This is a genomic window from [Clostridium] symbiosum ATCC 14940, from assembly GCF_000466485.1.
Taxonomy (GTDB): Bacteria; Bacillota; Clostridia; order Lachnospirales; family Lachnospiraceae; genus Otoolea; species Otoolea symbiosa.
In genome coordinates, this window is record NZ_KE992793.1 from 1 (window position 1) to 12254 (window position 12254).

Genomic DNA, 12254 nt, shown 5'->3' on the forward strand with positions numbered 1-12254 from the left:
GTACATCTGACGGAAAGCAATTTTCAAACACGCTCAAGAGCGAAAGCTGACTGGCGGCAGTCCGGTCCGGTGCCATGGAGGCGGTTTATAAACGGCAGCTCAGACGCCGGGGAGAGGATGGATGGTATAAAATGAAAAAAAATAGAATTATATCCGGAGTCATACTGTTTATTTCCGCAGCAGCCATTCTTCTGTACGGAACCGGTCCGGTAATCGGCCTGGTGAAGAAACTCGGCTATTTGGGTGAGGACGGAAAAATACTGATGCGCCTTGAAGATGAGAATATCAGCGCCTCCGTACAGAAGAGTTTTACCGTGCCTCTGGGCGGAGAAGGAATGATACTGGTAGAATATATCAGAAAAAGAGGCACAGCCGATATAAGCATTACAAAGAATGGCCAGGAGGTCGCAGGTATGGGCATCGAACGTCCGGAACATATGGACGGCGCAAGCAAAACCGGGGCGGAGCCGGGGAAACGGGGAGAGTTAAAGACCGTATTAGGAAGCGGTATTTATACAATCAGGGTAGAGGCCGGAGAGTACGGCGGAGTGATTGCGTGCAGTCTTCTGCGGAAGGAACAATCCGATATGCCGTGAAACAAAATTCCGGTTATATCTTTACACCGAGTAATAATGCAATATCAAGTGCCTGTGAGGCGTCGATTTTAAGCCCGCGCAGTTCGCTGAAGGATTCTGAGACAGTGATGCCTTCAATGAGACAGCCGGACAAATCGACGCCTTTTAATGATGTATGGAAAAATTCGGCCCGGGTGAGGTCCACCTGGTCAAATTTCAGCTTTTTGAACTTGCTGTCCGATAAGTAGGCCATACAGAGCTTTGCCTGGACTATGGAAGAATCTTTCCATAATGTATTTGAAAAATTTCCATAGCAATAGGTGCCTTTTTCCAGGACAGAGGCGATAAAGGTACTCTGGCTGAAATCACAGCCATCCCCCTTGCAGCCGTTCATACTGCAATTTTTATAATAGCAGCCGCTGAACCGGCTGTTGGAAAAATCGCAGTTTGTAAAGCTCGTATCGAAAAAAGAGCTGCCGCTGAAGTCGCAGCCTGCGAAGCGGCAGGATGTAAAAGAGGTTCTCTGGAAATCTGTTTTAAATGTCCCGGCGGCAAGCTCCTCACCTGCGTAGGCTGCGGCGCAGATGATATCATCCTCCGCAGAGGCGGTAATCAAATCTTGTTCTAACATAAATGAATACTCCATATCAGGCATTGTGTTCCGAGTGAATTTGCAGGCTTTTATGTCTGCGTTATTTAGAGAATAATTTTAAATGTTTGGGTGTCGGGTGTCAAGACGTTATTAGTGATATGATTGCAGAATCTGTTGCCATTTACAGCTGATATGAGTCTTTCGCCCCGGCGAAAACCTTCCGGGAGAAGGAGATACTGTCGATTTCATTCACTCCGGCACCGCCCTGCGAAAACAAAAACCGCAGTATCTCCTTCTCCATCCAGCAATGCCACTTCCCCGGGACGAAAGACTCATAATCCTATCCCACCACCCCGTCCGCCGGCCGTCCCGGCAGCGTCCTCACCTGCTTAAATCTTCTTTGCATGTCCGAAAACAGCCGGTATTTGACGGATTGTATGATATAATGACTGAAAAAGCAGACATTTTATCTACACATCAATGGATTTTGCGTTCACTGCAGAAAGAAAGGACAAGTTATGACGGATCGGGACAGGGGATTGTATGCGGCATTTAAAGCAAAGGATGCGAGATTTGACGGCCGTTTCTTTGTAGGTATTAAATCCACGGGAATTTATTGCCGTCCGGTGTGCAGGGCCAGGCAGCCAAAGGCGGAGAACTGTACTTTTTTTACCACGGCAGCCGAAGCAGAGCAGGCCGGATACCGCCCCTGCCTGCTCTGCAGGCCGGAGCTTGCGCCTGGTATATCAATAACGGACGCGGCGGCCACACTTGCCCGGAGGGCGGCAAGGATGATAGAAGAAAACTGCGGCACCGGCCAGAGTCTGGAGGAAATAGCCCAATCCCTGGGATGTACCAGCCGCCATCTGCGCCGCGTCTTTATGGAGGAATTTCATGTACCGCCTGTCCGGTATCTTCAGACATGCCGGCTGCTTCTGGCAAAAAGCATGCTGACCGATACAATGCTTCCGGTGATTGATGTGGCAATGGCGGCAGGGTTCGGCAGTCTCCGCAGGTTCAACGACGCATTTAAACAGCAATATCACCTTTCCCCCACAGCTCTGAAAAAGAGGATTCCGGGGGAACAAAAGCCGGACGGCGGCATCACAGTCTGCCTGGGATACCGGCCGCCGTACCGATGGGAGGAAATTCTGCGGTTTCTCGCCGCCCGGGCTATCCCGGGTGTGGAATTAGTAAAAGAACAGACATACTGGCGGACCGTACGCTTGGTCACAGCAAAAGGAGAATCGGTCTGCGGCTGGATAAAAGTAGCAGACATTCCGTCAAAAAACGCTTTAAGTATCACAATCAGTGACACACTGCCCGGCGTGCTGCCGCAGGTTCTGGCAAAAGTACGGCAGATGTTTGATTTGTACTGTGATCCGGAAGTCATATATCAGGCGCTCTCCACGATGAATGATATTCGTCCGGGACTTTGTGTGTGCGGTACACGTCTGCCGGGCTGCTTCGATCCGTTTGAAATGGCGGTGCGGGCCGCCCTGGGTCAGCAGATTACCGTGAAGGGGGCAGGCACATTGGCTGGAAGGCTCACAAAAGCATATGGTATCCCGATAAAGACAGGAATACCTGGTTTAACGCACCTCTTTCCCGGCCCTGAAACTTTTTCTGCCCTGAGAGGCCCGGCCGAAAGCAGCCTGGGGCCGTTAGGCATCACCGTCCGGCGTTCCCGGACAATTCTTGAACTGGCCCGGGCAGTCAGCCGTAAAGAAATTCATTTCGGCCTTTGTGCCGCCCCTGAGGAGGAGATGAAAAAGCTGATGACAATTCCGGGAATCGGAAATTGGACGGCGCAGTACATTGCGATGCGGACCATGCAGTGGACGGATGCATTTCTTGAGACGGACACCGGCATAAAGAAAGCCCTTGGAGGCCGTACGTCAAAAGAAATGTATAAAATGGCAGAGGCATGGAGGCCATGGCGCAGCTATGCCACAATCAGTCTTTGGAATTCATTATAAAAGGAGGATTATCTGATGTATTATGAAACAACGTGCCGTTTTCCCGTGGGTACAATCACACTTGCTTCCGATGGTACGGCCCTTGCAGGGCTTTGGCTGGAAAACCAAAAGTATTTTGGCGGTACCCTTAATGGGGAAATGGCACAGAAAGATGACTTACCCATATTCGAAAAGACCGTGAACTGGCTGGAACGCTATTTTTCGGGAAAGAATCCGGCAATCGGAGAGCTACCCCTGGCTCCCGCCGGCAAACCGTTCCGTCAGGAGGTCTGGAGGCTTCTCTGCGATATTCCTTATGGAGAGACAACCACCTACGGAGAGATTGCCCAAAAAATGGCGGTCAAACTTAACAAGCCCGGAATGTCCGCGCAGGCGGTGGGCGGAGCGGTCGGACATAACCCGATTTCAATTATTATTCCCTGCCACCGGGTAGTGGGCTCCAACGGCAGCCTGACGGGTTATGCGGGCGGAATTGACAAAAAGATGTGGCTGCTGAGGCATGAAGGGGTGAATATGGAGAAACTGACCGTGCCGGTCAAAGGAACCGCTCTTTAACCGGTCCGTGAAATAAACGCCTCGCATCATACTGCATGTGAATAATAACGTAATAATTCTTAAGTTGTAATCATAACTGCAATGAATTATATTGAAATTGCAGTAATACATGAGGCAGTAGATCGATACTGTTCGCAGAAACGCGCTTTTCAGCGTGGCCGTGAACAGTAACAAGAGATAAGAGGTGGAGAAACGGATATGAAAAGAAAATTGACAATATTAAGTCTGGCAGTCCTGCTCGGGCTGATGTCCGGCTGTGCGAAAAAAGCTGAAATCGGAGCAGGAGCGCAGGACGGTAGCAGTGCGGCTGCAAAGAACAGCAGCGAAGGACTGATAAAAATTGATGACGGAAGCGGGAATACCGGAGATGACGGCACGCAGCAGGAGACAACAGGAAAGCAGATTGAAGATCAGACATTTGATGTAACGCTGGACGGCTGGGGGGAAGTGACCTTTGCCGCATTTTTGCCAAAAGAGAATGAGGCGGGTGACGGTGATGTGTACTTTAAACTGCTAAAGGACGGGAAGGTGCTCTTTGACTTACCGGGAATGACGGAGGATAACCGCCGTCCATCTCTGAAGTTCGTCAAAGTCGCAGCCGTTTCATTTAAGGATTATAATGGCGACGGAAAAAAGGATATCATCATCATTAATGAGTATTCCCGGCAAGGCAGCACGGAGCCAGGCTATAATGAAGTGCGGCTTTATACACAGGCCGGAGGAAAGAAAGAATTTTCTTTAGAGCAGGGGTCATTGACGGAATTTCTGCAGAAGAATCATTACAACGGCAGCATTAATCTGGTTATGGAGGGGATTGCCAGGTATAAATCTGAGAATATGGAGTCCGGCATACAGAGGAATAATATAGAAAAACAGATAGAACTTCTGGTTGACAGCGTGAAACTGTGGGCAGGGACAATGAACAGCGAAGGCATTGATTATTTTTTCACGGTGACGGATATGGACCGCAACGGAAGGCTGGAGCTAATCGTATCCAGCTGCCAGGGGACCGGCCTTTACACATACAGTGATTATTTTGAGGTGAATGATACGTTTGACGGCCTCACGGCAGTGGAAGGAAACAGGATGGAAGGGCATTCCGAGGCTGATATTATTGTGGATTCAGTACCTGTATATTACGATGCTCAGAATAAAGTATACTATTATATTTATGATGATATTATCAGGAACGGCAAAGAGTATTATGAAAATAAGAGAGCCGTATCGCTTGAAAACGGGAAAATAGTTCAAAATGATCTGGCATATAAGACAACTGTTTTTGAAAATGAGAAACAGATGACCGACTGTACGGACAGAGAGGGAAAGAATATCACTGCAGACCAGTATGACGGCATAGCCGATACGGTATATGGCAGCCTTGAAAAACAGAAAGCGGTTTTTTCATGGAACAGGGCTGAGAGCATGGGAGAACTGCAGCAGATGGGAAAAGAGAAACTCTGTGGTATGCTTCTGGATTCCTACAGTAAATTTTCGGGAGAGCAGTAAACGGACGGCAATCTGCATGAAAAATGCGCAGATGCGGTTTCGGGAAAGAATCCCGCTCCCAGGGCGCCGTTTCCGGCGGCTCTGGGGGCAGAATTTTGGATGAAGGCAATTAAATAAATTAAGAAACGTTTTCTGTGCGGCTATTCAATCAGAGAGTCAATTTGTTCCCAAATCTCATTTATCTCCTTCAGGGAGGCCAGCCGCGCTTTTTTTGCGTCCAGGACTTCATTTAATGTTCCAATGGCGCTGTCAAATTCCTTGGCCTTTACCTGGGCTTTAGCTTCTGCTTTCAGAGGTTTTACGGCAGTCGCTTTCATTTCTTTCCGGATTTCCACAATTGACTTATGCAGTTCTTTGGCTTTTTTCCAATTTTCCTTTTCAACGCTGAGGGTTTGGCCGTTTTTCTTTGCGAGGCGGATAGATTTGTACTTTGCCGAAACAATCTTATTTTCCTCAGTTAGAGGCTTAATCTCCCCATCTAATTCTTTGATTTCACTCCGGACGGCAGCAGAAGCCTCCTTGTATTCAGCCCTTGTTTCTGCGGCAAATGCGGGAAATGACATGCAGCAGGTAAGCGCCGCTGCCGTACATAACACTTTCAGATATTTCTTCATGACATACAATCCTTTCTATAACAACGGGTGCTGTTTAATTGTTACATCGAAAGTATAGCATCTTCCACAGGGTGGTTTACAGGCTGTTTATGTGGCAAATATGTGGCTGCCGTTTACGATATTGTAATATAATGTTATGATTACCGTAACTGCAGAAGCACATAAAAAAACAGAACAGGCGGTGATGTATTATGGCAAAACTCATTTATGTTGCGGATGATGAAAAGAATATCCGTTCATTGATGAAAACATTTCTGGAGAGTGAAGGTTATGAAGTTGAGGTTTTTTCGGATGGATACAGTGTCAGGAAGGCGGCAGAGCAGCGTATGCCGGATCTCATTATTTTAGATGTGATGATGCCGGGGGAGGACGGGTTCAGTGTGTGCGCCGGTATCCGGAAAAACAGCATTGTCCCGATTATTATCGTATCCGCCAAGGACAGTCCTCTGGACAAGGTAGCCGGGCTTACTCTGGGAAGCGACGACTATATCACAAAGCCTTTTCTTCCTCTGGAGCTGACAGCCAGGGTTAAGGCTCTGTTCCGCAGGGCGGAGCTTTCTTCCGGTGATAACAGGGAACAGGGCGAAATGGCTTATCAATGCGGGAATATGACGCTGAAGCTTCCGGAGAGAATGGTTTACGTGGAAAAAGAACCAATCTCCGTCACGCCGACGGAATTCGATTTCCTGCTCTACCTTTTCAAACGGAAAGGCGCGGCCGTATCCAAAAAAGAACTTTTGGAACAAGTATGGGAATATCAGGCCATACAGGGGGACGTCAGAGTGTCGGACGACTTGGTGAAACGCCTTCGTAAAAAGCTGAGATTACAGAATGCAACGGCGGTGATTGAGACGGTATGGGGATATGGTTACCGTCTGTCGGAGAGCCGGGATAGGAGGAACCTATGACACACCGGATTCACATACGGATTTTTCTTCCGGTTCTTCTCTTGATTATTATGCTGCCGCTGGCCGCCTGGTTTATATTTTTCATCACATCAGACTGGTATGTACGGCATACGGCTCATAAAAATGTAACTGAGTTAATGAAAGAAATAGAAAATGAGGATGCAAAGTTCTATGATGCATTTTTATCGTCCCAGGAAGGAACAAAGCAGGAGAAAAAAGAGGCATCGAAGGAATTGCTGAACCGGGTAAAAGGTGTGGTGAAGGCCGGGCATCTGGAAGCGGGGCTGATAGTTCTTAATTCGAAAATGAAACAGGTCTATCCAGCTACCGGACAGGAGGGAGACACCAGCCGCGTCCTGCGGGACAGCTTCCGTGAAATGCTGGAGGCCGGTATGCTCCAGAGCGGAAATCCGGCTGAACTGGAGATAGGAAATGAAAGATATGCGGCTGAACTGTTAGAGATGGAATCGGAAGCAAATATCAAGGCTAAATATTTCATCGGATATGCCCAGATCCCCAACACGGCGCTTTTGCTGACCTATACAGGAAACCTGATAGCAATAATCGCGGCCGTGGGTCTTCTTCTGGCCGGGATAGTCGTATGGGCGGTGGCGGGCAGCATAGCAAAACCTCTGGAAGCCCTATGCAGGCAGACGCAGCGGATTGGCGATGGGACGTATCAGGTGATTCGTGAGCAGTATTCCGTGACGGAAGTGGAAAATCTGAAGGAAGCATTTAACCGGATGGCGGAGAAGTTAAAAGATGCGGAGGAACAGAACCACCGGTTTTTCCAGAATGTTTCCCATGATCTTAGGACCCCCCTCGTATCAATTGCCGGTTACGCCCAGGGGATTCAGTGCGGTGTGATGAAAGAACCGGAAAAAGCGGCGGAGATTATTCTCTCGGAAAGCCTGAGAATGACAAATCTGGTCGAGAGCATACTGACAATTTCAAAGATGGATAACAGTGAACTAAAGTTAAACAGAATAAATATAGACATGGAAGAATTCCTGGCGGAACAGACGGAGATCCTCAGGGGACTTGCAGACGGAAAAATGCTGGTTATGATGGAGGGGGATGGAGGTATCACTGTAGAAGCGGTTCCGGATTTGCTGATTCGCATATTCCAGAATGTTGTCTCAAACTGCCTGAGGTACGCAGAAAGCCGGGTGGAAATACGCCTTTCCCTGGAAGAACAGCAGGCGGTAATCCGGGTCGAAGATGACGGCCCAGGTATTTCTGAGGAAGAATTTCCTCATATTTCCGAACGGTTCTATCAAGGAAAAAACGGCCATTTTGGGATTGGTCTTTCCGTGGTCTGGTCGGGAATGGAGTATATGGGAGGTTCGGTCGGCGTTGCCAATAAGACCGCGCCGGAACATGGAGTGGTTTACAGTTTGTATCTTCCGGCAGGATAAGTCAGACAGAGGGCCTCGATCTTTAATCTAAAATATTGTTAATTTATTATCAAAAAGTCATTGACAATTATTTAACGAATGCGGTATACTATAGCCATAGGAAAAATTTACAATTACAGGAGGAAAACTGAAATGGCGAAAAGGAAAGAAGCAGCAGTACCCGCAATCGTAGACAGCGTGGAAGCGCTGGAAGCAAAAATGCAGGCTATGCGTGAAGCGCAGAGAAAGTTTGCAGCCTTCACACAGGAGCAGGTAGACAAGATTTTTTACGAGGCGGCTATGGCGGCTAACAAACAGCGTATCCCCCTTGCAAAAATGGCGGTAGAGGAAACACGCAGAGGTATTGTGGAGGATAAGATCATCAAGAATCATTACGCGGCAGAGTATATCTATAATGCATATAAGAGTACAAAGACCTGCGGTGTGATTGATGAAGATCCTGCCTACGGTATCAAAAAGATTGCCGAACCAATCGGATTGGTGGCAGCCGTTATTCCGACGACAAACCCAACCTCGACTGCAATTTTCAAAACCCTCATCTGTCTTAAAACAAGAAATGCCATTATTATCAGCCCTCATCCGGCTGCGAAGGCCTGTACGATAGCGGCCGCAAAAGTCGTTCTGGAAGCAGCGGTAAAGGCAGGCGCGCCGGAAGGAATCATCGGCTGGATTGATGTTCCGTCCCTGGAGCTTACCAATATGGTAATGCGGGAGGCGGATATCACCCTGGCGACAGGCGGAGGCGGTATGGTAAAATCGGCTTATTCGTCCGGTAAGCCTGCACTGGGAGTCGGAGCAGGAAACACACCAGTCATCATTGATGATACGGCGGATGTGAAGATGGCGGTAAATTCCATTATCCACTCCAAGACCTTTGATAACGGAATGATTTGCGCGTCGGAGCAGTCCGTAACAGTAATGGACAGCATTTATGATGAAGTAAAAAAGGAATTTGAATACCGCGGATGCTATTTCCTGAAAAAGGGAGAGGAGCTTGATAAAGTCCGCAAGACCATTATCATCAACGGCGCCTTAAACAGCAGGATTCCGGGAAAATCCGCCTATGAGATTGCAATGCTGGCTGGTGTGGATGTACCGGAAAATACGAAGATTTTGATCGGTGAGGTGGAATCCGTTGACATTTCAGAAGAGTTTGCCCATGAAAAGCTTTCTCCTGTCCTTGCCATGTACCGGGCAAAAACATTTGACGAAGCTCTTGCAAAGGCGGAGCAGCTCGTTGCAGACGGCGGATACGGCCACACGGCGTCCCTCTATGTGCATCCTGCGGAAACGGAAAAGATGGCAAAGCATGCCGCCGCAATGAAAACCTGCCGTATTCTTGTGAATACCCCCTCCTCCTTCGGCGGAATCGGGGATCTCTATAACTTTAAACTGGCTCCTTCCCTGACGCTGGGATGCGGCTCCTGGGGCGGAAACTCCGTATCGGAGAACGTAGGGGTAAAACATCTGTTAAATATTAAGACCGTTGCGGAGAGGAGAGAAAACATGCTTTGGTTCAGAACGCCTGAAAAAGTCTACTTTAAGAAGGGCTGCATGCCGGTGGCGCTGGATGAACTGGGTACGATTATGCATAAGAAGAAAGCGTTTATCGTGACAGACAGCTTCCTGTATAATAACGGATATGTAAAGCCAATCGAGGCGAAGCTGGATGAAATGGGAATTAAGCATACCTGCTTCTTCGAAGTGGCCCCGGATCCTACACTGCAGTGTGCAAGGGAGGGGGCGGCCCAGATGACCGCATTTGAACCGGACACGATTATCGCCGTGGGCGGCGGTTCCGCGATGGATGCCGCCAAGATCATGTGGGTTCTCTATGAGCATCCGGAGGCAGATTTTGAGGATATGGCGATGGACTTTATGGATATCCGCAAACGTGTCTATACTTTCCCGGAAATGGGGAAGAAGGCATATTTTGTGGCAATTCCCACATCCTCCGGTACAGGTTCCGAGGTTACGCCTTTTGCCATCATCACGGATGCTGAGACGGGAGTAAAATGGCCGCTGGCCGATTATCAGCTTCTCCCGAACATGGCGATTGTGGATGTGGACAATATGATGATGCAGCCGAAGGGGCTGACAAGCGCATCCGGAATCGATGTTATGACGCATGCCATTGAGGCGTATGTATCGATTATGGCGTCTGATTACACTGACGGACTGGCCATGAAGGCAGTGAAGATGGTATTCGATTATCTGCCGTCGGCCTACGAGAACGGAGCCGGGGATCCGACGGCCAGAGAAAAGATGGCCAACGCCTCCTGTCTGGCAGGAATGGCATTTGCCAATGCCTTCCTTGGACTGAACCATTCCATGGCACATAAGCTCGGCGCCTTCCATCACCTGCCCCACGGCGTCGCCAACGCTTTGATTCTGACAGAAGTGATGCGCTATAATGCGGATGACGTCCCGACGAAGATGGGAACCTTTTCCCAGTACCAGTATCCCCACGCGCTGGAGCGGTATGCTGAGCTGGGAAGATTCGCAGGCTGTGCAGGAAGCACGGATGAAGAGGTATTTGAAAACTTCCTGACAAAACTGGAAGTGCTGAAGGAAAAGATCGGCATCAAAAAGACAATCAGGGAATATGGCATAGACGAGAGTTACTTCCTGGATACATTGGATGAGATGGTGGAACAGGCATTTAATGACCAGTGTACCGGTGCAAACCCGAGATATCCTCTGATGAAAGAAATCAAAGAGATTTATCTGAAATGCTACTATGGAAAATAGGTTCAGTGTAAACAGTGATGCCGGGAGGGAATAAGAATGAAGCTGGAAAATAAAAATCTGATAGTAAAGCGCGCATACAAAGAAGTGTATAAAACGGAAGCGGGTATTGTAAAAATATTTGAAAAGACACATCCCAAGGCCGATGTGTTTAATGAGGCATTGAATACTGCGAGAGTTGAGGCAGCCGGACTCCGGATTCCGGGAGTTAAGGAAGTGACGCAGATAGATGGGAAATGGGCGCTGCTGGTGGAATATCAGCCGGGAAAGACGCTGGAAGAATTGATGGAAGAACACCCGGAGAATCTGGACGCCTATATGGAGGAATTTGTAGATCTCCAACTGGAAATGCATGGAAAAACATCGCCTCATCTGAATAAGCTGAAGGATAAGCTTTCCCGTCAGATTAACGGTCTGAAAGAGCTGGACGCGACGACGAGGTATGAACTGCTGACCCGGCTGGAAAGCATGCCGAAGCATGTGAAACTCTGCCATGGAGATTTCAATCCAAGCAACGTTATTTGCAGTGAGGACGGTAAGAAAACAATCGTTGACTGGGCCCATGCAACCCAGGGCAACGCAAGCGCGGATGCCGCTATGACCTACCTTCTGTTCGCATTAAAAGATCAGAAAAAAGCCGATTTATACCTTAAAATTTTCTGCAGGAAGAGTGATACGGCAAGACAGTATGTGGAACAGTGGCTCCCTATTGTGGCGGCGGCACAGCTTACGAAGAATAATGAACTGGAAAAGGAATTCCTTATGAGATGGATTGATGTGGTGGATTTTAGTTGAGAATGGTGGACGCGTACGGAACGGGCCATGTTCGGTGTGGTGTGGGGGGCTGGCTGAGCCTTCCGTCCCCGGATTGTAGGTTGTCGTAAGGGGGAATCCGGCCGGAATGAATTGCTGCGGGACCGTTTGCACTCTTTGGAGTGCGCAGCAGTGCTAAAAGCTCGTGAGGGACCTCGCTAAGCACCGGCGGACTCCCATGTCCCCTCCGCAATTGATTCTGCCTACTTCCCCGGTCAGGTTTTCACTGGGGACGGAAGGCTCAGGCGGAGGTTTTCGCATACCGGACATGGCCCGCTCCGGACGCTGATTGTCTCCGGCCTCAATGGGGGAGGAAATCTTGTCGCTGCCACTACATAATGCCGATAAATAACGGTATGGATAGCACGATAATTTTTCGATTAAATATTAAACCACGCTAAATTGAGCGGAATTAACACCGGTGATATTCTTCCGGCCTTAATTCCGCTCAATCTTTTAGGAACATCAAATTATAGTAAATTTTCAATAAACATACTCTAACAACTACTTTTCCCATATCCAACATATATCAAACGCATATGGATG

Annotated in this window: 10 protein-coding genes; 8 read left to right on the forward strand and 2 right to left on the reverse strand. The window is 48.6% G+C overall.

The window, feature by feature from the left end; all coding sequences use genetic code 11:
• Positions 1–131: 131 nt before the first annotated feature.
• Positions 132–596, forward strand: a complete 465-nt coding sequence (locus CLOSYM_RS00530; RefSeq protein ID WP_009297202.1) for a hypothetical protein — start codon at positions 132–134, stop codon at positions 594–596.
• Positions 597–609: 13 nt separating this feature from the next.
• Here CLOSYM_RS00530 and CLOSYM_RS00535 read toward each other — a convergent pair whose 3' ends face one another.
• A complete protein-coding gene (locus CLOSYM_RS00535) occupies positions 610–1206 on the reverse strand; it encodes a pentapeptide repeat-containing protein (RefSeq protein ID WP_044902014.1) in 597 nt (198 codons plus the stop codon).
• A 479-nt stretch (positions 1207–1685) separates the two neighbouring features.
• On the opposite strand from CLOSYM_RS00535, the gene CLOSYM_RS00540 reads away from it, so the two are divergent.
• The 3 genes from CLOSYM_RS00540 to CLOSYM_RS00550 all read left to right on the forward strand — a co-directional run bounded on the left by CLOSYM_RS00540 (position 1686) and on the right by CLOSYM_RS00550 (position 5207).
• Positions 1686–3146: an AlkA N-terminal domain-containing protein gene (locus tag CLOSYM_RS00540; RefSeq protein WP_021640535.1), complete on the forward strand. Its 1461-nt coding sequence runs from the start codon at positions 1686–1688 to the stop codon at positions 3144–3146.
• 15 nt (positions 3147–3161) lie between these two features.
• Positions 3162–3701, forward strand: coding sequence for a methylated-DNA--[protein]-cysteine S-methyltransferase (locus tag CLOSYM_RS00545; protein WP_021640536.1), 540 nt, complete (start codon positions 3162–3164; stop codon positions 3699–3701).
• Positions 3702–3899: 198 nt separating this feature from the next.
• Complete coding sequence (locus CLOSYM_RS00550; protein WP_021640537.1) at positions 3900–5207, forward strand: FG-GAP repeat protein; 1308 nt, start codon at positions 3900–3902, stop codon at positions 5205–5207.
• Between the two features lie 140 nt (positions 5208–5347).
• Here CLOSYM_RS00550 and CLOSYM_RS00555 read toward each other — a convergent pair whose 3' ends face one another.
• Positions 5348–5821: a hypothetical protein gene (locus CLOSYM_RS00555; RefSeq protein ID WP_021640538.1), complete on the reverse strand. Its 474-nt coding sequence runs from the start codon at positions 5819–5821 to the stop codon at positions 5348–5350.
• Between the two features lie 191 nt (positions 5822–6012).
• Between CLOSYM_RS00555 and CLOSYM_RS00560 the strand changes: the two genes are divergently transcribed.
• The 4 genes from CLOSYM_RS00560 to CLOSYM_RS00575 all read left to right on the forward strand — a co-directional run bounded on the left by CLOSYM_RS00560 (position 6013) and on the right by CLOSYM_RS00575 (position 11690).
• The gene (locus CLOSYM_RS00560) at positions 6013–6729 is read left to right on the forward strand and encodes a response regulator transcription factor (RefSeq protein ID WP_021640539.1); all 717 of its coding nucleotides are present in this window, start codon (positions 6013–6015) and stop codon (positions 6727–6729) included.
• On the forward strand, positions 6726–8147 hold the full coding sequence (locus CLOSYM_RS00565) for a sensor histidine kinase (RefSeq protein ID WP_021640540.1): 1422 nt from the start codon (positions 6726–6728) through the stop codon (positions 8145–8147). Before CLOSYM_RS00560 ends, CLOSYM_RS00565 begins: the two co-directional genes overlap by 4 nt.
• A 132-nt stretch (positions 8148–8279) precedes the next feature.
• The gene (gene adhE, locus CLOSYM_RS00570; RefSeq protein ID WP_044902015.1) at positions 8280–10898 is read left to right on the forward strand and encodes a bifunctional acetaldehyde-CoA/alcohol dehydrogenase; all 2619 of its coding nucleotides are present in this window, start codon (positions 8280–8282) and stop codon (positions 10896–10898) included.
• A 36-nt stretch (positions 10899–10934) separates the two neighbouring features.
• Positions 10935–11690: an aminoglycoside phosphotransferase family protein gene (locus CLOSYM_RS00575; RefSeq protein WP_009297199.1), complete on the forward strand. Its 756-nt coding sequence runs from the start codon at positions 10935–10937 to the stop codon at positions 11688–11690.
• The last annotated feature ends 564 nt before the right edge of the window (positions 11691–12254 follow it).